Consider the following 22,160-nt stretch of genomic DNA (forward strand, 5'->3'; position numbering starts at 1 on the left):
TTACAAGAATAATAGGTTACATATTTTTTTTCAAATAATAAGCTGAGCGTTTACAAACGCTCAGCTTATTTGTTTAACAATTTATCAAATAGAATTAATGTGAAGACATCTTTTCCTTCTTTTTTTGGAGCTGCCTTTTAACATCATCAATTGTGTTGGTAATGGCAACTTCAAATCCTTTTTCATTAGAGGATGCAAATAAATTTTGACCAGGAGCACTTAATTTGATTTCGCAAATCATACCTGTTTTAGGACTAGATGTGTTTTCTGTTTTGAAAAAGACTTCAGATCTCACAATCCAATCATATCTATCCTGAAGCTTTTCGAGTTTTTTAGTCACTAACTCTTCAAGCCTTTCACTTGCCGTAACGTGTACGTAATTAAAATTGATGTCCATAATTTTTAATTTTAATAATCTATTATTCAGTTATATTACAAAGAGTGTAAGCTTTGCAAGTGAAATTATTCATTTAAATAATTTCCTTATATAACTTTAATAAATAAAATATGCAATACTTATTTTTTTCAAAATTTTAATTAAAATATTTAATATTTAACTTTAAGTACTGTGCATGTGTTATTATTTATTTAAAAGTTTGGATTTAATAAATAATCTTGAGCATCCAAATCTTATCTTTCGTTTCTGTAAAACTTTATAGTATTCATGGTATTTTAGCATAATTAAATATCTAAAATTCTCAATTCACAATGCAAGCCTCCTACTTACAAGACTTATCAAAATCAATTGAAGGAGAACTTTATCAAGATGACCTTCATCAAATTATTTATGCAACTGATGCATCTGTGTATAGGGAACTTCCACTTGCTGTCTGCTATCCTAAAAACGAAAATGATTTAAAAAAAATTATAAAATTTTCCGCCCTATATAATATATCAATAACTCCAAGAGCCGCAGGAACTTCTCTAGCGGGTCAATGCGTCACAGATGGAATGGTGGTGGATTTAAGTAAGTATTTTACGTCTCAACTTAATTTTGATAAGATCACTAATAGTATAAGACTACAACCAGGGATTGTAAGAGATAGTTTGAATAAATTTCTATCTAGTCATGACTTATTCTTCGGTCCAAATACGTCAACTAGTAACCGTTGCAATGTTGGTGGTATGTTTGGTAATAACTCCTCCGGGACGACCTCAATAAGATACGGCGTGACCAGGGATAAAATTATAACTTCTAAGGGGTTTTTATCCGATGGTAGTTATATCGAAGTTAAAACTCTTAATAAAAATGAATTCCAAAACAAGTTAAAATTAGAATCTTTAGAGGGCTCAATTTACAGGTATTTCAATGAGTTGTTTCAAAGGCTAGATATTGAAGATATTATTGAAAATGGATTTCCTAAATCTTCCATACATAGAAGAAATACAGGTTACGCCATAGACGAGTTATACAATTCATCCTTTTTTAACAAAGAGTCTATTGATGAATTCAACCTTAATAAACTTTTATGTGGAAGTGAGGGTACTTTGTTTATAGCTACAGAAATGGAGCTTCAATTAGACCATGTTGCTCCTAGACATTCAGCGATGATTGCCGCACATTTTAGTAGTATTTCAGAGTGCTTGGAGTCCGTAGAGCTTACACTATGTCATCATTTATTTACTTGTGAGATGATGGACAAAACCATCTTAGACTGTACTAAAGAAAGTATGAAATACAAGGATCATCGTTTTTTTATTGAACAAGATCCTGAGGCGATTTTAATGTTAGAGTTAAAATCGAATTCTCTTAGTGACCTGGAACTTCAAGTTCAAAATTTACTCGATGATATAAAACTGAAAACTAAAGCTTATGCTTCACCAGTCTTAAAAAATGGCGGAATAGAGTTGGCTACAGAGTTGAGAAAGGCGGGTCTTGGTCTTCTAGGTAATCTTATAGGAGATGGGAAAGCAATAGCTTGTATTGAAGACACGTCAGTGGCTATTCCAGACTTACCGCATTACATAGCAGATTTTACAAAAATAATGAAATCATACAATCAGAAAGCTGTGTATTATGCCCATGCTGGTGCTGGTGAGCTTCACTTACGACCTATCCTAAATCTAAAAACATCCCAAGGAGTTGAAGAGTTTAAAAATATTTCTGAGGATGTCGCCAATCTTGTAAAGTCTTATAAAGGCGCCTTAAGTGGTGAGCATGGAGATGGAAGAGTTAGGGCGCCTTTTACAAGGCTAGTTGTTGGAGAGGAATGTTATGCAGTTTTCAATGAAATTAAACATCTATTTGATCCTCAAAATCTGTTTAATCCAGGAAAAATAGTCAACCCAAAACCTATTGATTCAGATTTACGGTATGAGGTGGATAGAGTAGAGCCTGAGATTTCTACAAAAATGGATTTTTCTAAAAGTATGGGAATCCTTCGAGCAGCAGAACAGTGCAATGGGAGTGGAGATTGTAGAAAATCTCATGAGTTTGAAGGAGGAATGTGCCCAAGTTACCAAGCTACTCGTAATGAGAAAGATACGACTAGAGCAAGAGCCAATATGCTCCGTGAGGTTTTGACAAATGGTCACGAAAGTAAAAATCCGTTTGACAATGAAAATCTTAAAGAAATTTTTGATTTGTGTATTAGTTGCAAAGCTTGTAAAAACGAATGTCCGAGTAATGTAGATGTCGGTGCTTTCAAAACTGAATTTCAGTATCAATATCAAAAGGCTAATGGTGTAAAACTTCGTACCATGGTCTTTGCTAAAAATAATACCATCAATACTTTAGCCTCTAAAATAGCCCCACTTTATAATTGGTTAAACACTAATAAGTTGATAGCCCCTGTCATTAAAGAAATTGCTGGAGTTGCAAGAGAAAGAAGTCTACCTACTTTATATTCTACATCATTAAAGCGAAAAATAAAAAATGGAAAAATCTCACTTTATCCTAAAGGAAAACCAAAACAATCCATTTATCTATTTATCGATGAATTTACAAACTATCTAGATGTCACTATTGGTGTAGATGCTGTTCAGCTTTTAGTGAAACTGGGCTATGAAGTCAAAATTATAGATCACCCTGAAAGTGGAAGGAGTTATTTTTCAAAAGGCTTATTGGATGAAGCTCAAAAGTTTGTGGATGCTAATGTTGAAATTTTTAAAGATATAATTTCTGAAGACCTTCCGTTGTTAGGTATTGAACCTTCAACAATCTTAAGTTTTAGAGACGAGTATTTGAAGTTGGCTTCAGATCAATCTTCAGCAAATGAGCTGTCCAAGAATGTTTTTCTTATTGAAGAATTTTTAAATGCTGAAATTCAAAAAGGGAACTTGACTTCTAAGCAGTTTTCTAGTGAAAAACAAGATATAAAAATTCATAGCCATTGTTATCAAAAAGCGTTATCCAGCCAAATTCATACGTTCAATCTTCTAAATCTACCTGAAAATTTTAAAGTTACTTTAATACCTTCAGGATGTTGTGGAATGGCAGGAAGTTTTGGTTACGAAAAAGAGCATTATCAAGTGAGCCAATCTATAGGAGAACTTGTTTTGTTTCCAGCAGTTAGAAAATCAAAAGAGGCTATCATTTGTGCAAATGGAACCAGTTGTAGACATCAAATAAAAGATGGCACTCAAAAAGAGGCTTTACATCCAGTGACTATTTTAAATAAATTTGTCTTAGAAGTTTAAATCTATCGAAGAGTCTATCAGTTTTTGATTGGACCGAATAGAGACATCTGGAATTTCAAAATTCAACTGTTCTGGGATATCTTCAAAAGTAAGGTCTGTGCTGACATCACTTTTAATTAAACCGATATCTTTTGCGTAGTAATTAATTATCGTGGAGGCGTTCTGCTCTTGAAGAATCGTAAAATCAGAAAAGACAATAAAAACACTTGCCGATAAACTAAGGTTGATTTTTGAGCTGTATACGTCTGAATAGGTCTGACCGTTTACAGTCATATTATCCATAAAACCAGCATGAGCAAAATTGATTTCATACTCAAGGCTTACTGGAAAACCATTTATGTTTCTTTCAATTCCGCCTAAAGAAGAATAAAGAACGTCTCCTTGAATTAAGGCTGCATCGTAAAGAGTAACCTCTGATAAAGGTATCGTAAAGTTTGGAAGTTCATCATTGAGAAAAACTGAATATTCTCCATCAAAAATGACGGTTTGCTCACCATTCTGTTTAAAGACTTCTCCTGAACTAAGAATAGTGGTAAAAACCCCAGAAAAATTAGTAACCGTTTTGGTAAAACTAAAGCGTTGTGGGTTTTCAGCATTGACCCTAGAAACACTTAAGTTTTCACGACCTGTTATGGTGTTCGAATTTTCTATAGCGGTGTTCTCATAAATCCAAGAATTATCTAAAGCTAGAGGGAAATAATTTGAGTCTGATAAGAGGATATTTTCATCCTCGCTTGCACAAGAGTAACAAATCAAAAGTAAAATAATACCTAGATAAACACTTACTTTTTTCATAAAATGGACATTTTATGCAATTTAGGTATTTTTCACGACTAAGCTTCTTTGTCATTGATAACAATAGAGGCACTTGTGCAATTTTCATCACTAGTTTTTATTTCTTTTTTTCCTAAATCAGAATAGCGGAAGAGTTTCCAACGGTTATTATGAAATTCTAGGGCAGTTAAGTTTTCAACCCAATCGCCAGAATTTAAATATAGGCAAGTTCCTTTTTTGTTAACTTTTCTGGATATTTGTGGCTGATGTATGTGTCCGCAAATCACATAGTGGTAACCCTTTTCTATAGCCAAATCTGTTGCAGTTTTTTCAAAATCATCAATACATTTCACTGCTTTTTTGACGGAGTTTTTAATTTTTTTGGACAATGAATATTTTTCTTTACCAAACTTTAAAAGCCAAAAGTTTAAAAATCTATTGCCTAATATAAGTAAGTCGTACCCCCAGCTACCAAGCTTTGCAACCCACTTTGCATTTTGGATAAAAATATCGAACACATCGCCATGAAAAAACCAAGCCTTTTTACCGTTAAGAGTCAAGGTCAGTTTGTCGACAAGTTTAATATTTCCGATTTCAAGAGTGCTTAGTTTTCTCAGCATTTCATCATGATTACCTGTAATATATGTAATCTCTGTTCCTGTCATTGAGAATTCAATTAAAGTTTTGATGATTTCTAAATGAGTTTTTGGAAAGCAATTTTTTTTGAATTGCCAAATATCAATGATATCACCGTTTAGAATTATTTTTTTGGGTTGGATTGAATTCAGATAGATTAATAATTCATCAGCACGGCATCCAAAGGTGCCTAAATGAATATCGGACAAAACCACTAAGTTGACTTTTCTTTTCAAAATGAGAAGTTTTATTCAAAGTAAGCGAGAACATATTACCAATAGGTAAATTGTACATTATGAAAGGTTGATATAAAGATTATTAACTGATATAAACGGTTAACATAAAATTTACCTCCTTCAAGACAGAATATCGATTTTTACTGTAATCTACTTAGATTGTTTTTTGATTATTGATGAAAACGATTACATTTGTTTAAAACCACATATGGCATCAAATAGCTTCGGAAATTTTCTTAAACTTACAACCTTTGGTGAGTCTCACGGAGTCTCCATTGGTGGAATTCTAGATGGAGTTCCTCCAGGAATCCAATTGGATTTAGAGAAAATCCAGAAAGATTTGGATAGAAGAAAACCTGGTCAATCTGCAATAGTCACTCAACGTAAAGAGTCTGATATCGTTCACTTTAAGTCAGGAATTTTTGAAGGGTTAACCACAGGGTTACCAATTGGATTCGAAATTCACAATACAGATAATAAATCAAAAGATTACGGTCATATAAAAGATGTGTATAGACCAAATCACTCCGATTACACGTATGATCAAAAATACGGCCAAAGAGATTATAGAGGCGGAGGAAGATCTAGCGCGAGGGAAACTGCTTCTTGGGTTGTTGCTGGTGCTATAGCTAAACAAATTCTGAATGATGTCCATTTCACGGCTTATACTCACGCTGTAGGAGGTTTAGAATTACAGAGTGAAGATAGTGTTGACTTTGATGTTATCGAAAAGAATCCTGTTAGATGTCCTAATGTAATGAGGGCTGTTGAAATGGAAGATTATATTAAAAAAATAAGAAAAGAGGGAGATACTATTGGTGGTGTTGTTAAATGTATAATCTCCAATGTTCCTAAAAACCTAGGTGATCCTATTTTTGAAAAACTTCATGCTAATTTAGGTAAAGCTATGATGACTATTAATGCTGTAAAAGGATTTGATTATGGTTCTGGTTTTGAAGGTGTTTCGATGAAAGGGAGTGAACATAATGATTTGTTCAATGTAGATGGAACCACTAAAACCAATCATAGTGGTGGTATACAAGGTGGTATTTCCAACGGGATGAATATCAATTTTAGAGTAGCTTTTAAACCTGTGGCTACCCTTATGCAAAAGCAAAAAACGATAAACAAAAACGCTCAAGAAGTAGAAATGCAAGGCAAAGGTCGTCACGATCCATGCGTAGTTCCTAGAGCTATTCCTGTTGTTGAGGCTATGTCGGCTTTAGTTTTGGCAGACGCCTTTTTACAAAATAAATCTCTTAATTAAATTTAATGAAAAAATTAGAATTACACTGGCAAATCCTTATTGGTATGGGATTGGGAATTGCTTTCGCATACATTTTATCTTTTTTTAGCTGGGGAAGCGATTTTATCACCGATTGGATTAAGCCATTTGGTAGTATGTTCATCAATGCCCTTAAACTTATTGCAGTTCCCTTGATTTTAGCGTCTCTTATCAAAGGAGTATCTGATTTAAAGGATATTTCAAGCCTTTCACAAATGGGCCTAAGAACTATTCTTACCTATTTAGCGACTACAGTTATTGCGGTGAGCATCGGTCTTGCTATTGTTAATATATTCGAGCCTGGTAAGAGCATAGAAAGTGAAACCCGAGAAGAACTCGTACAAAGTTATGGGGGTGATGCAGAATTAACCAGGCAAAATGCCCAAAGGCAAAAGGATTCTGGACCTCTGCAAGCCTTAGAAGACTTGGTGCCAGATAATATATTTGGAGCAGCATCTAGCAATTCTAATATGCTACAAGTTATTTTCTTTGCTATCTTTTTTGGTATTGGCATGATTTTAATACCAGAAAAAAAATCTAGGCCCATCAAAGAATTTTTTGATTCCTTAAATGAGGTTATATTGAAAATGATAGATCTTATTATGTTAGCAGCACCTTATGGTGTTTTTGCATTATTAGCAGCCTTGGTCGTTGAAGCACCAAGCGCAGATCTCTTTATTGCTTTGGCATTTTACGGCTTGTGTGTCGTGTGTGGGCTAATTATTATGATTGGAGTTTATGCGTTAATTGTAGGCATCTTCACCAAAAAATCACCGCGTTTCTTTCTCAATGGTATCTCACCAGCTCAACTCTTGGCCTTTTCTACAAGTTCTAGTGCTGCAACTTTACCCGTAACAATGGAAAGAGTAGAGGAGCATCTCGGGGTACATCCTCAAGTTTCCAGTTTCGTATTACCCATAGGTGCAACTATTAACATGGATGGAACTAGTTTATATCAGGCAGTAGCTGCCGTGTTCATCGCTCAAGCTTTTGGTATGGAGCTGAGTTTTGTTGCTCAGCTTGGGATTATTGCTACTGCAACTTTAGCCTCAATAGGTTCCGCAGCAGTACCAGGAGCAGGAATGGTTATGCTTGTTATAGTTCTTGGTCAGGCTGGAATACCTGAAGCTGGTCTTGCTCTTATTTTTGCTGTAGACAGACCCTTAGACATGTTAAGAACTTCTGTAAATGTGACCGGTGACGCCGCTGTAGCTATGTTAGTGGCAAAATCACAAAACAAATTAGGCGATCCAAAAGTGAAAAACTGGAATGATAAGTTCACAAAAGAAAAAGATTTTAAATAAGTTTTTGTCATATTTTTGCAATAAAAATTATGAAAAAAATTTACATCTGTGTTTTCTTTTTCTCCGTCAACCTTTTTGCTCAAACTGAGTTTGAAGTTATTACACGCTCAGAAGTTTACGAGGATTTGGATAATCCTATTTCACTTACAAACGGTCTAGTATGGGATGATCCGGATTTAGTTATTCCACTTGGGTTTGATTTTGAACTGAGCTCAAATATTTTTAATACTTTGTATATAAATGAAGAATTTTCATTAGGTGCAGAAGTAACTTTAAGCCCAAGCGATTTTAATAACTCACCTATTTTTGCACCAACCACCTTAGATTATATCGATCGAGGTTTAGAATCAAATGTGTCGGAATCTGATATCTCATATAAGTTGGTAGAAGGAGATGAAGGTAAAATTTTAAAAATTCAGTGGAAAAATGTTGGATTTTTTAATGACGAAGCAAGAGAGGATTTTATGAATGTCCAAATGTGGCTATATGAAAATTTGAATAAAATTGAATATCATTATGGTTCTGTTCAAATCAGTAATGCTGATGAAGTTTATGATTTCTTAAGTGGAACATCTGTAGCTGTTGCTTCTTCTAATGATCTTTTAAATGATGGATTCCTAGATAATGCCTATTTTTTAACAGAACGTCCTGATGATCCTACAGTAGAAACCATACTAGCTGGGCAATTTTTAGATGAACCTTATGTGCTTAACGGTACAATACCAGAAAATACTGTTTATGAATTTAGGAATACAACATTAAATATTTCTAGTTTCATTGATTTGGATTTCGATTTATACCCAAACCCTGTTTCTGAAATAATTAATATAAAAACGAACTTATCCAAATTTGAAACTGAAATTTATACTTTATTAGGTCAAGTTGTTTTGTTAAATTCAAATGAAAAAGAAATTAATATCTCACACCTTCCAAATGGTATATATTTAGTTAGGATAAATTCAAACAACAATACCTTTACTAAGAAAATAATTAAACGCTAATTCTAAATTTATATTAAAAAGGCAGCTATATAGCTGCCTTTTTAATTTGATGATGATTTCGTTACTATTTGAAATAACTGAAATCTTCCCCATTTTTAATTTCAAGTAAAGAGTTATAAATTAATTTGATGACGTTTTCAACATCAGATTCATGTACCATCTCTACGGTGGTATGCATATATTTTAACGGTAAAGAGATAAGCGCTGATGCTACACCGCCATTGCTATAAGCAAACGCATCAGTATCTGTACCTGTCATTCGGCTTGCAGCTAAACGTTGAAAGGGAATATTGTGTTTCTCTGCAGTATCGATAAGAAGTTCTCTCAGTTTGTTTTGTACTGCTGGAGCATAACTTATAACAGGACCTGCCCCAATCTTAGTAAAACCTTCTTTTTTCTTTTCTATCATTGGCGTAGTCGTGTCGTGACAAACGTCAGTGACAATAGCTACATTAGGCTTAATGGTTTGGGCTATCATTTCAGCTCCTCGTAAGCCAATTTCTTCTTGAACAGAGTTAGTAATGTATAATCCAAATGGTAGCACTACATTGTTTTCCTTTAGCATTCTAGCCACTTCAGCAATCATAAAACCACCCATTCTATTATCTAAACCTCTACACACAAACTTATCTCCATTCAGAATGAAAAATTCGTCTGGATAGGTAATGACACAACCAACATGGACTCCAAGCTTTTCAACCTCTTCTTTAGTATCACAACCAACATCTATACAAATGTTATCAGATTTAGGGGATTGCTCGCTCGATTTATCTCTGGTGTGTATGGCTGGCCATCCAAAAACTCCTTTTACAATGCCTTTTTTGGTATGGATGTTTACCCGCTTGGAAGTTGCTATCTGATGATCGCTGCCTCCATTTCTTATCACATAAATTAAACCTTCATCAGTGATATAATTGACGTACCAGGATATTTCATCGGCATGACCTTCTATAACCACCTTAAAATCGGCATCAGGATTTATAATACCAACGGCTGTTCCATAAGTATCTGTAATGAATTCATCTACGTAAGGTCTTAGATAGTCCATCCAAAGCTTTTGACCCTCCGATTCATAACCAGTTGGAGCGGCATTATTTAAATACTTTTCTAAAAATTTTAGTGAATTATCGTTCATATCTATTCTTTTTGTTGTGCGAATTTAATAAAGTATTGAGATATAGTTGAAAACGAATCCTTAATTTTGGAACAATTTTAGAGGTTCATACTATAAATTATTTTATTTTGAAATTAGCTATAGCTTTTTTTCTGTTAGCAGGTGTCTCAGTAAGTGCTCAGGAGGCAAGATATCAAGAGACATCAACTTGCTCCAATCAACAATACCTAATCATAGGTAAAGATGCCTCTTGGGTAAGTGAAGTTGAGTTAGAGGAAGTAATGATATATCCTAAACTTAAATTTAAAAGTCGAGACGATTTTAGAGATTACCTCATATTAAAACGCAAAACTAAAAAGGTATGGCCTTATGTAAAGCTAGCTTCAGAACGTTTTGAAACTTTAAACAAACGCTTATCGAGTATTGACTCTAAACCTTCAAAAAGACAGTATACCAGAGTTATTCAAAGGTATGTAGAAGAGGAGTTTACAGAAGAATTAAAAAAACTAACAAAAACTGAAGGTCAAATCTTAGTTAAACTAATTCATCGCCAAACTGGTGTAACCACCTTCGATTTGGTAAAAGACCTCCGTTCTGGATGGCGAGCCTTTTGGTATAATACCACCGCTAGTTTGTTTAATATTTCTTTAAAAGAAGAATTTAATCCTTCAGAAATTAAAGAAGACTTTTATATTGAAGATATTTTACAAAGAGAATTTCAATCAGAACATCTTGAAAGACAATCTCCTAAGTTTAAAATTAATCTTATGGACTTAATGGAAAAATGGCAAAAAGAATCTGGTTTGATACCTCCTTCTGCCATAAGATCCAATCGGTATTAAATCAATGTTGATTTAAACCAAAATCTGCATATGCATCCATACCATGTTCGTGAATATCTAAACCTTCAACTTCGTGTTTAGATGATACTCTTAAGCCCATAAATGTCTTGATAGGCCATAGGATGATACTAGCGCTGAAGCAACAAAACCCACCAACAGTTGCTATAGATACCAACTGTATAAAAAACTGTTCTGTTCCTGCCATATTTCCAAATAGGCCTACTGCCAAAGTTCCCCAGATACCACAACACAAGTGAACAGGAATTGCTCCTACAGGATCGTCTATTCTTATAATATCCATTAATTTAACGGCTAGAATAATGATTAGCCCAGCAATGAGTCCTATGGCAATTGACTCTAGGGGGGACATCAAATCTGCGCCTGCTGTTATTCCTACAAGTCCTCCTAATATACCATTCATAAACATCGTTACATCAAAATTTTTGAAGACCAAAAAACTACTGATGCAGGCTCCTAAGCCTCCAGATGCAGCGGCTAAACTTGTGGTGACGAGTACGATAGAAGTACTGGCTGGATCTGCAGAAAGTACTGAGCCTCCATTAAATCCAAACCAACCAAACCAGAGTAAAAACACTCCAGTTGCAGCTAAAGGAATATTATGGCCTGGAATGGCAAAAATCTTTTTACCCTTAAACTTTCCTATACGGGGGCCTAGGAAAACCACAGCCATAAGGGCCGCCCAACCCCCAACAGAATGCACCAATGTAGACCCTGCAAAATCATAAAAACCAAAATCACTTAAAAATCCACCTCCCCAAAGCCAAGATCCACTAATAGGGTATATAAAACCTACGTAAATAATTGAAAATACCATAAAGGCGCCAATTTTAATACGTTCTGCGACAGCACCAGAGACTATAGTTGCCGCTGTCGCAGCAAACATCCCTTGGAATAAAAAATCTGTCCAATAGGTATAGCCTGCATCCGCATAATCTGCGGTTAGACCATTGTCTGGCAGATGCAATCCAACTTCACTTAGACTAAACCATCCATTAAAGTCTCCTGGATACATGATGTTGAAGCCTACAATATAATAGAGAACTAGTCCAGAGCAAATGATAAAAAAGTTTTTGAATAAAATATTAATGGTGTTTTTTTGACGAGTTAAGCCAATCTCTAAAAGAGAAAAACCTAGGTGCATTAAAAAAACCAAAGCGATGCAAAGCATCATCCATATATTATTTGCAGTAAATAGAGCGTTTTCCATAGTTTTTATTTAGTTGCTTGAGTTCCACGTTCACCTGTTCTTATCCTAATACATTCTTCAATATTGGAAATGAATATTTTTCCATCTCCAACATCTCCAGTTTTAGCCTTTTCAATTAAGGTTTCTACGGTTTTGTCAACAAAATCATCAGACACAATAACCACTAAGTATCGTCTTTGAATATCACTTGTGCTATAAGAAATCCCCCTATATAAGTGACCTTGTTTTTCATTTCCTACACCCGTGACGTCCCAATAACTAAAGAAATTCACCTCTATTTGATGGAGTGCTTCTTTAACTTCATCAAAACGAGACTTTCTAATAATCGCCTCTATTTTTTTCATATCCCCTAAAATTTAAATGTAAATATATATAAAACATATAATAAAATAAAACACCCCCTACGAAATAGGGGGTGTTTTATTTTATTATATGTTTTGATTTAGCTAAATATAGTTACTCTAATACTTGTTGAGTTAAAAAATTTAGTGACGAGTGTCTTGATAGAAATTTATCAATGGCCCTTAACTACTCAAGCTTGACATTATAGTTCTTTAAAATTTCATTGTATTCTGCTCTAATAAAATTAAAATTTTTGAAGGTCTCATCGTGTTGTTTCCTATTTTCCATTCTTTTGATATTTTTGATAAAACGCCTGTAGTCATCTTCAGCGCTTAATCTAAGGCCTGGAACTTCAATAGATTTTCCATGATCATCTTTAGCTACCATGGTAAAATAGGAGGAATTACAATGTTTTTTGTCTCCGTTTTGTATATTTTCAGATTCTACACGAATTCCAACAACCATCGACGTCCTTCCAACGTAATTTACCGAAGATTTTAGGGTAAGAAGCTCTCCAACCTCCACAGGGTTTAAAAAGTCTACGCGGTCTACACTTGCCGTGACACAATAATTTTCGGAGTGCTTGGCTGCACATGCAAAAGCAACTTGGTCCAGAAGTGATAGAATAAATCCACCATGAATCTTTCCTCCAAAATTTGAATGGGAGGGTAACATGAGTTGTGATAAGATTACTATAGAATCTGAAGGATGTTTGAATTTTTTAGTCATAGCTTAGTTTTATTGAGTTTCTGTCCATTTTGAGTTTAGGACTTTTTTGGAAGTAACGCCCATCTCTTTTAATGACGTTACATCTTTTATCAAATTTTGTTTTCCAGTCAATTTTTTCATGGCTTTATCGTAAGTAGATTTTGTAGAATCAATGCGATTTCCAACCTCATCTAAGCCTTCAATTAAATTAACAAATTTATCATATAAATCACCAGCATGTTTAGCGATTTGCACAGCATTTTGTTGTTGTTTTTCATTGCTCCAAACCATGTCTACAGTTCTTAATGTAGAGAGTAAAGTAGTAGGACTTACCATCAAAATATTATCTTGGAAAGCGGAGTAAAAGAAATTTGAATTCTCACTTTGCGCAAGGAATAAGGCGGGTTCAATGGGGACAAACATCAAAATAAAATCTGGTGTAGAATTTCCACCAAGCAGCTCATAGTTTTTATCTTTTAGGCCTTTAAGGTGAGTTTCCATAGATTTCACGTGCGCTTTTAAATGTCCAGCTTTTTCTTGCTCATCGTCAGAATTGATGTACCGTTCGTAGGCTTTTAAACTCACTTTAGAATCTATGATCATTTTCTTTTCATTGGGTAAATAAACTACAACATCAGGCAATTTGCTCAAGCCATTTTCATCCTTAAAGTGCTGTTGTACTCTGTATTCACGCCCTTTTGTCAGTCCAGATTTTTCCAGAACTTTTTCCAAAATCATTTCTCCCCAGTTGCCTTGTGTTTTACTACTGCCTTTTAGAGCATTAGTTAAATTATTGGCTTCTTCTGAAATTTTCAAATTCTGTTCGTTGAGATATTTCAGTTGTTGTTCAAGTTGAATATGACCTTTCAAAAAATCAGAATTCGTCTTTTCAATTTTGGTTTCAAAAGAGGTCAACTTCTCTTTTAAGGGGTCTAAAATATGAGCTATATTTTTTTGATTTTGGAGTGTGAACTTTTCAGATTTTTGTTCTAAAATCCTTTGGGCAAGGTTTTCAAATTCTTCACTAAACTTTTTTTGAAGGGCTTGCATTTCAGATTTTTGCTCCCTCCATTTATTAACCAAACCTTCCAATTCTGTCTCCTTTCTTATGAGTCTATTCTGAATTTGGAAGCGTTCATTTTCTTCACTTTTCAATTCAGCTCTAAGTTTTTCGGTAGCGGTTATGAACTCGTCTTTTGATTTTTGCTCTCGTCGAACGGACTCTTCATATAGTGACTGAAAGTGGGATGATTTGGTTTGCCAAGTAGCAATCGTAGATTTATCCATCAGCTTTGCCAACAAAAAGCCTAAAGCCAGAGCAAACAAGCCAAGAAATATATAAGATGCGTATTCCATAGAGATATTTTTTCAAAGATATAAAGAGAATCTTCACTATAAACCAATTTTTGGTTTGGGGTCTACTTAGATTTCTTAACCTTTGATAGGTCAAGTAAATTAAAAGGGTTAATGCCCAACCCACTTACAGATTTTGACCTAAAACGAATCACTTCATCATAATAGAGAGGAATCATTGGAGCTTTTTCTACTAAGATAGAATCCATCTGTGAATAAAGTTTATACCGGATTGTGTCTTCTGTTATCTTCAAAGCTTCTTCGTAGAGTCTGTCGTAAGTGTCATTATTAAAATGGGTGTAATTAGGACCGTTGGGTGAAAAGTTATCACTGTAGAACAAGGATAAGTAATTGATAGCATCTGGATAATCGGCAATCCAGCTAGCTCTAAAATTATCCAATTGTCCTGCAGAGCGTTTTTGACGAATGGTGGAAGGTGGCATGACATCTATATCTACTTGAATTCCAATTTTTTGTACCTCCTTTTGAATAAATTCCACCAAATCTATATAGGAGGGATTGGTGCTTATTATCAATTTTGGTGAGATGATTCCTGTTTCATTCTTGAACTTCTCTATAAGAGCTTTTGCCTTTTTAGGTTGGTAAGAATAGCCATCTACAGTGGTCTGGCCAGCCAATCCTTCTGGAATAAAACCTTTATGTGCAGGGATTCCAATATTGTTTCTTAGATACTTGATCATTTTATCTCGATCAAATGCATAATTGATTGCTTTTCTAAAGTCTTGAGATTGAATCTCTGTTGAAGGAGAATCTAAGTAAAACCCCAAATATTCTGTGTTTAGGTAGGGGCTTTTATCCATATCTACACGAGCTTCAAATTTCGAACTTAACTTTCCGCTGGTGGTGATAAGTTCGTCTTTATAGGAAGGATCTAAACCGCTTAAAAAATCAAGCTTACCTTGGATAAAGGCTAAAAATTCACTTTGTTTATCTGGTAAAAAGGTGATAGAAATGGCTTCCAAATAGGGCAAAGCATTTCCTTTAGCATCTGTTTTAAAATACAATTTATTTTTTCTCAACACCATCTTTTCTCCGATCTCCCAACGTTTAAATTTGAATGGACCTGTTCCAATAGGCGAAGTTTGAAAATCTAAGTTTTGCATTTCTCTTGGAATCACCGAGCAGAATTTTGAAGACAATAAGCCTAGAAATGCAGGAAATCGGTGTTCTAACTCAATTTCAATCAAATCATCAGTTTTCGCTTCAATGTTTTTTACGTTAGACATGACCCAACTTCCAGGGGAAGCAACCTCAGGATCTGTAAGCCTTTTGAGACTGTACTCTACATCTTTTGCAGAAACATGACGGGTGGAGTCTTTTCCGAAGATAGTATGTTTATGAAATAACACGTCTTGTCTCAGTTGGAAAGTATACGTTAAACCATCTTCAGAAATTGTCCAAGAATGGGCAAGATCCTCTTCTATGGAGAGGTTCGAATCCAGTTTTACTAAAGTATTGTACATCTGGTGAGCAGGCCAAATGTTCCGTTGGTCTTTAGCAAAAGCTGGATCTAGAGATGTAATATTGGCATGCTCATTATATCTAAAGACTAAGTGATCTCGATTATTTACTTCTGGAGAAGAGCATGAAGCTAGAATTAATAAATTCAACAGAAAAATAAACGAAAGTGATGAAAGGTATTTCAATTTTATAAAATAAATTATGGTTATTATCTTTTCCAGACGTTGCGAAGATAGAAGATTCTATTTATCTCGTTGCACTCATATAGATCAAAACACCTAAAAATTGTCCACTCAAAAGTTACTTTTTGTTTCTTAAGTTTTAAATTTAATTTATCTGAAACCTCAACTATGGTCTGTAACTTTGTAAATAAAGGTTATAAAAGAGTTGAGTTTCAAGAAGATCGTGACGTCTCCATTATTCGAATTGGCAGCTATGCTCAATTTAAACCAGAAGAGTTCGCCGATATAAATAAAGTAGATTTGGTTTTACACTAAATTAGACTTATAATGCCGCAATAAATCGCCTTTTTTACGCCTGCTTTTTATAAAAAATAATTACCGTAGCTAAGGCCTATGCTGATTATTTTTAATTTCAATTAAAAAATAATCTAATTTATTCATACGGCATTATAAATATAATCTGGTCTTAGAGGTCACATTAAAATCTAAAGTTACCGACTTTATAACAGATTTGATAAACAAATATTTTGGCGAAGTACACTTCATGTGAGATTAACGAAGCAGGCTTCACTGTGGGCTCTTTCTTCATATAAAATACTACAGGAGCTTTTCTAAGGGTTTAGATAGCTTGGTAAAATTGATTTCATCGAAGAGCCGATTGCTATTTTTAATAATGAAAATTTCCATTTTTTAGGATGAGAAGAATTTATAAAGTCTAAATAAAAAGCTAAACTTAGGTTTAGGTCCTTCACCTTCCATTCCATTGTTTAATTTTATGGTCGGTAAAATATCTACTTATTAGCAAAAAAGTATTAACACTAAAACCTCATATTATGGCACATTTACGATTAGGAGATACAGCTCCAGATTTTACTGCTGAAACAACTGAAGGAAATATTTCATTTCATGACTGGTTAGGAGACCAGTGGGGAATCATTTATTCTCACCCAGCAGACTTTACACCCGTATGTACGACTGAACTTGGTCGAACAGCTCAGCTTAAAGATGAGTTTGATAGAAGACATGTAAAAGTTATTGCCTTAAGTGTAGACCCTTTAGAAGACCATCATGAGTGGATCAAAGACATAAACGAGACTCAAAACACCACTGTTAATTTTCCGATTATAGCAGATAGCGATAGAAAAGTAGCAGAGTTATATGACATGATTCATCCAAATGCTTCTGAAAAGGGCACAGTGCGTTCCGTATTTGTGGTTGGTCCAGACAAAAAAATAAAATTAACATTGACCTATCCAGCCTCTACAGGTAGAAATTTTGATGAATTGCTAAGAGTTATTGATAGCCTTCAATTAACGGCTAATAAAAAGTTAGCAACCCCAGCAGATTGGAAGCCAGGTTTGGATGCTATTATTTCTCCATCGGTAAGTGATGAAGATGCAAAAGAACAATTCCCTGGATATAAAGCCATAAAATCCTATTTGAGAACGACTCCTACTGAAAAATAAGTTATTTCTTAAAAATTAAAATTGACCTTTGTTGGTATACTCCAGCAAAGGTTTTTATTTTCAATAGAATTTTATCAATAAGACCTTATAAAATTGACTCTCTTGTTTTGGAGGTATGGATTATACATCCAGCCCAAGGCTTTTTATTTTATTATAAAGTGTAGTTCTGTCTATATTTAATTCCTTAGCAGTTTTGCTTTTATTGTATTTATTTTTCTTCAAACACTTAAGAATCATTTCCCTTTCATGATGTTCCTTAACTTCTTTTAAATCATTAGAGAGAAGTGTCATGTCGACAGATGCTTCTTTTTTTTCAAAAATAGATTGTGGTAAATGCTTGTGTAAAATTGTGCCTTCTTGGCAAAGTAAAGCCGCCCGTTTCAGCAAATTCCTCATCTCTCTTAAATTTCCAGGCCAATCGTATGTTTTTAAATCCTCTAGAAGTTGAAGGTCTATATCTACAGTATCCTTTTCAAGTTCGTCACAAGCTTCAGCAATAAAAAAGTGAATAAATTCTTCAAAATCTTCTAGTCGCTCCTTAAGGGAAGGAATATTTAGAGAGAATTCATTTAACCTATGAAATAAATCATTTCTAAATTTATTTTCAGAAATTGCAGTAGTTAAATTTTCATTGGTTGCTGCGATAATTCTGACATCAATTTCAATCTCTTTGTTTCCTCCAACAGGTCTTATTTTTCGTTCTTGTAAGACTCGTAGTAGCTTTACTTGAGATTCGTAAGATAAATTTGCAATTTCGTCGAGGAATAAAGTACCGCCATTGGCAAATTCAAATTGCCCTTTTTTATCGCGATCTGCTCCGGTAAAAGCACCTTTTACGTGGCCGAAAAGTTCACTAGAGGCAATACTCTCTGGCAAAGCACCACAGTCTATAGCCACAAAAACTTGGTCTTTTCTTTTACTGTGGTTATGTATGAATTTGGCGACGTATTCTTTGCCAGTACCACTTTCTCCGGTTATCATTACCGACATTTGAGTAGGTGCCACCTGTTTTGCATAAGACCATAGTTCTTGGGCTTGTTCGCTACTTCCTTTAACTACAGAAGTCGAACTAGCTCCTTTAGATAGGCTCTTTTTTACAGATGAACTTCGATCTTTAGTTGAATAAATCAAAGGAGAATTCAGTGCATTTTCAATGACTAATTTAAACTCTTCGGGGATAACGGGTTTGGAAACAAATTCGAAAGCCCCTAGTTTAATAGACTTCACAGCAGTTCTAATATCAGAATAATTAGTGATTAAAATGACACGGGTGTTCCAATGTGTTTTAATCTTTTCTATTAATTCTAAGCCATTCATTTTTGGTAATCTGTAATCTGTGATGACTAAGTCGAAAGTTTCTGTTTTTAAAAGTTCTAAAGCTTCTTCAGAAGAGCTAGAGGTTTCTATGCTATAATCGAATCTCCTTAAATAATTGGAAAGCGTTTTATTGAAAAATGGATCGTCGTCGACTATTAAGATTTTGCTCACAGTATTTTCTTGCTAAAATATTAAATCAAAGTCTATCGAATTGCTTAAATTAAAATAATAACTTTTGATTTTATTTTTCTTTTACTCAAAAGTATTCATTTTGTTGAACTCTTCAACAGTATGTCGATTTTGTTTGCAATTTCCTTCAAATCATCAGATTCCTGAAAAGTAAAACTTGCCATGAAAGAAAGCGGGTAGATCACATCGCTATTAAAAATTGAGACTTTGCACAATTTTTGTAAATTATTTATTTAGTTGATCTATTTTGTTTTCAATTAGCCCTGCCAGACAAAGATATATGAATGCTTTGCTGAAAGACATAAAACGCCAAGCACTATGTTTGCAAAAGATTTGATAGATAAGTATACCTTTGATTTTATAGATTTAGATTATAGATTACCTAATGTAAAAAGGCTTAAGGTGAGTAGAGTGCTGAATGAAAAAGAATAAAAATTCTAAAGGTCTTTTAGTTAAGGTTTTGGTAGGAAAACCCATAAATATATAGTTTAGAACTTTATTAAAAGGCTATTGATTCCTAAAAAGATTTTAAATTTATAAATCAATACGTGTAACAGTATGTTTAAGCTAAAAGGAAAAATGTTATGGCTGTTTGCCCTATTTGCTAGTGGACTCTTGGCGATAGGTTTTTATTTTTATGATAGTCTCAATGCCTTGGGAGATAAGGTAGAAAATACTCTTTCACCCAATAAAAGATCTGATAACCTGAAGAAAATCATGGTAGATCTGAACAAGTTGAATAACTTGTATCTGGTAGATTCAGATCGTTTTAACTCTATTAAATCCGACAGTTTAATAGCAAATATTGAAAAGAACGTAGATTCTGTTAAAAATAATATTAACCAAGAGCGTATTCTCAAGGACAGAAATTTGGATACTATTCCAAAACTTTTAAGACAAATTCGAGATGATTACTTTGAGCTACAGAATAAAAAAGAACAGACTCAAGAAGTATTTATAAATGAACTCAGAGGTCTTGTTGATAATGAACTTTCTAAAATTGAAGCAAAACCTTCAGATTCTATTACTATTATAAAACAAATCAACTCTGAAATCTATGAAAAGACAGAGCTTAGTCAGCAAGGAGAAGATGAGCGAGGTTTTTTTCAACGATTATTTGGTTCTTCAAGACCAGAAAATGATACGACGATATCTAGAACTAGTTCTAGGGATACCTTGGTTAGAGAGTCTATAGATACTGTCTTTTCAAGAAATAAAGAAGAAAAAGCAACGCTTGATATTCTTCCCGCTATAAAAGAATATCAGCGTCATCGCACCCAACTTTTAAATTCCCTAAAACGTCAAGAACAGGAGATTTTTAGAAAAAACATTGAAGTCAATAATTATGTTGAAAATACCCTTAACGAAATTTTATTTGAAGAATATGAACATTATCAGAACTCTATTAAAAATCTGAAAACAGACTCGATGACTTATTTCTTTGAACTAGGAGCCATCATTTTTATTTTGATTTTAATTACCATCATTGCCATTTTCATTATCTTTAAAGATATCAACCAAAGTATTTTTTATCAAAATAAACTAAAGGCAGACGAAGAAAAAGCAAAACGAGATGCCATAGAAAAACAAAAGTTTTTATCGACTATGAGTCATGAGTTGAGGACTCCCTTAACTTCCATTATAGGGTATTCTGATATGCTAGATGATACGGATGAAAATGTAAAATCGATCAAAGTAGCCTCCAATTATCTTTACCAAATGACCAATGAGATTTTGGACATGGCTAAGATACAAGCTGGAATTATTGACATAGTAACCACTCCTAGTAATCTTTTTAAAGTTTTTGATGACATCAAACGCAGCTTTAAAGAGTTAATTAAGAATCAGCAGCTAGATCCTATTTTTAATCTTCCAAAAGAAGATTTATTGGTAAAGGCAGATGCACATAGGCTACAGCAAATCCTTTATAATTTAATGCATAATGCTTTGAAATATACAGAGGATGGATTTATAAAGCTTGAGGTGAGATCTGAAGAAAAAAATGATAAACTTGCTGTATTCATAGTGATTGAGGACTCTGGTATTGGCATGACGGAACAGGAATTGAAAACTGTTTTTCAAGACTACCAGCAAGCGGGAACTCATAAAAACAAAATGAAAGGAACTGGATTGGGGCTGGGCATCGTTCAAAAGCTAGTGAAGCAAATGGGAGGGAAGCTCGATGTGGAAAGCGAACTCGATAAGGGAACGAGTTTTAAACTGAATTTTGAATTTGAAAAAGTAGAGGATAGTACCATCGTGAAAAAAAGAAAGGAGTTTAATTTATCTGACAATGCTTTAAAGGGGAAACGTATTTTTATTCTGGATGACGATAAATTGATCGCTAGACTTTATGAAAAACTATTCCAGCCTTATCATCCCAATTTAATCGTTTTTACTGATGCTAAACTCGGTTTTGAACATCTTTTAGACCATCATGATTATGATTTATATTTAATAGATTTCAAAATGCCCTTTATGACAGGCTATGAAGTGCTTGAGAATCTCAAAAAAGAAAATATTGTTTTGAAGAATACTTTGGTCTCCACTGCTAATGTCATGTTAGATGAGACTGAAAAAGGGATGCTAGATAGTTTTGATGCTCAGGTTTTTAAACCAGTAAAACGAGAGGTGATCTTGGAAAAGGTTGCAAAACTTCTACATCTTGAAAGTACCGAAGAGTTATACTCTACTAATTTGAAAAAAAAGGAGGAGGGACAGTCTTTCAATTTTAAAGATCTTATGGTGTATGCTAACGATGATGATGACCTTTTAAAAGACTTGGTGGAGACTTTAGTTGAAGAAAACGATAAAGAACTTTCCAAATTTAGTTTAGCTTTAAGTGCAAAAGATAATAAGGCTTTAGCTGAAATTATCCATAAGTTGTCTTCTCGCTTTGCTCAAGTAAATGCTAAATCGGTTCAAAACCTTAAAACACTCGAGCTAAATTTAAGAGAGAATACTGGCAAGGTGGATCAAAAAACCTTGGTTGACCTTTATCAATATTGGAAAAACATCAATGAAAGGATGAGAAAATTTATTGACAAAAAAGTTTAAAACTA

General features: G+C 34.0%; 18 protein-coding genes. 8 read left to right on the forward strand and 10 right to left on the reverse strand.

The annotated features are described in order from the left end of the window. Positions 1 to 94: 94 nt before the first annotated feature. On the reverse strand, positions 95 to 397 hold the full coding sequence (gene hpf / locus CXF67_RS06450) for a ribosome hibernation-promoting factor, HPF/YfiA family (RefSeq protein ID WP_015025792.1): 303 nt from the start codon (positions 395 to 397) through the stop codon (positions 95 to 97). A gap of 311 nt (positions 398 to 708) precedes the next feature. Here hpf and CXF67_RS06455 point away from each other — a divergent pair, with 311 nt between their 5' ends. Further along, positions 709 to 3,639, forward strand: coding sequence for an FAD-binding and (Fe-S)-binding domain-containing protein (locus CXF67_RS06455; RefSeq protein ID WP_102088005.1), 2,931 nt, complete (start codon positions 709 to 711; stop codon positions 3,637 to 3,639). On the opposite strand, the gene CXF67_RS06460 is transcribed toward CXF67_RS06455, so the two are convergent. Beyond that, positions 3,628 to 4,434: a hypothetical protein gene (locus CXF67_RS06460; protein ID WP_102088006.1), complete on the reverse strand. Its 807-nt coding sequence runs from the start codon at positions 4,432 to 4,434 to the stop codon at positions 3,628 to 3,630. The genes CXF67_RS06455 and CXF67_RS06460 overlap by 12 nt on opposite strands. 38 nt (positions 4,435 to 4,472) lie before the next feature. Further along, entirely contained in the window at positions 4,473 to 5,288 is an 816-nt protein-coding gene (locus CXF67_RS06465) for a UDP-2,3-diacylglucosamine diphosphatase (RefSeq protein WP_102088007.1), read from the reverse strand. 205 nt (positions 5,289 to 5,493) lie between these two features. On the opposite strand from CXF67_RS06465, the gene aroC reads away from it, so the two are divergent. From aroC to CXF67_RS06480, 3 genes are read left to right on the forward strand one after another with little or no spacing between them, the layout of a single operon-like run. Further along, positions 5,494 to 6,552 (forward strand): chorismate synthase, encoded by a 1,059-nt coding sequence (gene aroC / locus CXF67_RS06470; RefSeq protein ID WP_102088055.1) that lies wholly within the window; start codon positions 5,494 to 5,496, stop codon positions 6,550 to 6,552. A 5-nt stretch (positions 6,553 to 6,557) separates the two neighbouring features. After that, a complete protein-coding gene (locus CXF67_RS06475) occupies positions 6,558 to 7,874 on the forward strand; it encodes a dicarboxylate/amino acid:cation symporter (RefSeq protein ID WP_102088008.1) in 1,317 nt (438 codons plus the stop codon). Positions 7,875 to 7,903: 29 nt separating this feature from the next. Next, the gene (locus CXF67_RS06480; RefSeq protein ID WP_102088009.1) at positions 7,904 to 8,875 is read left to right on the forward strand and encodes a T9SS type A sorting domain-containing protein; all 972 of its coding nucleotides are present in this window, start codon (positions 7,904 to 7,906) and stop codon (positions 8,873 to 8,875) included. 64 nt (positions 8,876 to 8,939) lie between these two features. Here the strand turns inward: CXF67_RS06480 and CXF67_RS06485 are convergent, their stop codons facing one another. Further along, on the reverse strand, positions 8,940 to 10,010 hold the full coding sequence (locus CXF67_RS06485) for a M42 family metallopeptidase (RefSeq protein ID WP_102088010.1): 1,071 nt from the start codon (positions 10,008 to 10,010) through the stop codon (positions 8,940 to 8,942). A gap of 107 nt (positions 10,011 to 10,117) precedes the next feature. On the opposite strand from CXF67_RS06485, the gene CXF67_RS06490 reads away from it, so the two are divergent. After that, positions 10,118 to 10,831 (forward strand): DUF4294 domain-containing protein, encoded by a 714-nt coding sequence (locus CXF67_RS06490; RefSeq protein ID WP_102088011.1) that lies wholly within the window; start codon positions 10,118 to 10,120, stop codon positions 10,829 to 10,831. A gap of 1 nt (position 10,832) precedes the next feature. On the opposite strand, the gene CXF67_RS06495 is transcribed toward CXF67_RS06490, so the two are convergent. The 5 genes from CXF67_RS06495 to CXF67_RS06515 form a co-directional block, all read right to left on the reverse strand. Next, positions 10,833 to 12,059 carry an ammonium transporter gene (locus tag CXF67_RS06495; RefSeq protein ID WP_102088012.1) on the reverse strand — a complete coding sequence of 409 codons (1,227 nt, stop codon included), beginning with the start codon at positions 12,057 to 12,059 and terminating at the stop codon, positions 10,833 to 10,835. Between the two features lie 5 nt (positions 12,060 to 12,064). Then, positions 12,065 to 12,403: a P-II family nitrogen regulator gene (locus CXF67_RS06500; RefSeq protein ID WP_015025800.1), complete on the reverse strand. Its 339-nt coding sequence runs from the start codon at positions 12,401 to 12,403 to the stop codon at positions 12,065 to 12,067. Positions 12,404 to 12,587: 184 nt separating this feature from the next. After that, positions 12,588 to 13,130, reverse strand: a complete 543-nt coding sequence (locus CXF67_RS06505) for an acyl-CoA thioesterase (protein WP_102088013.1) — start codon at positions 13,128 to 13,130, stop codon at positions 12,588 to 12,590. A gap of 9 nt (positions 13,131 to 13,139) precedes the next feature. Continuing rightward, positions 13,140 to 14,465, reverse strand: a complete 1,326-nt coding sequence (gene rmuC / locus CXF67_RS06510; protein WP_102088014.1) for a DNA recombination protein RmuC — start codon at positions 14,463 to 14,465, stop codon at positions 13,140 to 13,142. Positions 14,466 to 14,527: 62 nt separating this feature from the next. Further along, positions 14,528 to 16,129, reverse strand: a complete 1,602-nt coding sequence (locus CXF67_RS06515; protein WP_102088015.1) for an ABC transporter substrate-binding protein — start codon at positions 16,127 to 16,129, stop codon at positions 14,528 to 14,530. A 165-nt stretch (positions 16,130 to 16,294) separates the two neighbouring features. On the opposite strand from CXF67_RS06515, the gene CXF67_RS18115 reads away from it, so the two are divergent. Further along, positions 16,295 to 16,441, forward strand: a complete 147-nt coding sequence (locus tag CXF67_RS18115; protein ID WP_180957911.1) for a hypothetical protein — start codon at positions 16,295 to 16,297, stop codon at positions 16,439 to 16,441. Between the two features lie 518 nt (positions 16,442 to 16,959). Next, positions 16,960 to 17,592 carry a peroxiredoxin gene (locus CXF67_RS06520; RefSeq protein ID WP_102088016.1) on the forward strand — a complete coding sequence of 211 codons (633 nt, stop codon included), beginning with the start codon at positions 16,960 to 16,962 and terminating at the stop codon, positions 17,590 to 17,592. 120 nt (positions 17,593 to 17,712) lie between these two features. Here the strand turns inward: CXF67_RS06520 and CXF67_RS06525 are convergent, their stop codons facing one another. Then, positions 17,713 to 19,080: a sigma-54-dependent transcriptional regulator gene (locus CXF67_RS06525; protein ID WP_102088017.1), complete on the reverse strand. Its 1,368-nt coding sequence runs from the start codon at positions 19,078 to 19,080 to the stop codon at positions 17,713 to 17,715. A 576-nt stretch (positions 19,081 to 19,656) separates the two neighbouring features. Between CXF67_RS06525 and CXF67_RS06530 the strand changes: the two genes are divergently transcribed. Further along, on the forward strand, positions 19,657 to 22,155 hold the full coding sequence (locus CXF67_RS06530) for an ATP-binding response regulator (protein WP_102088018.1): 2,499 nt from the start codon (positions 19,657 to 19,659) through the stop codon (positions 22,153 to 22,155). Positions 22,156 to 22,160: the final 5 nt, after the last annotated feature.

It is taken from the genome of Psychroflexus sp. MES1-P1E, assembly GCF_002836055.1.
In the GTDB taxonomy this organism is placed as follows: domain Bacteria; phylum Bacteroidota; class Bacteroidia; order Flavobacteriales; family Flavobacteriaceae; genus Psychroflexus.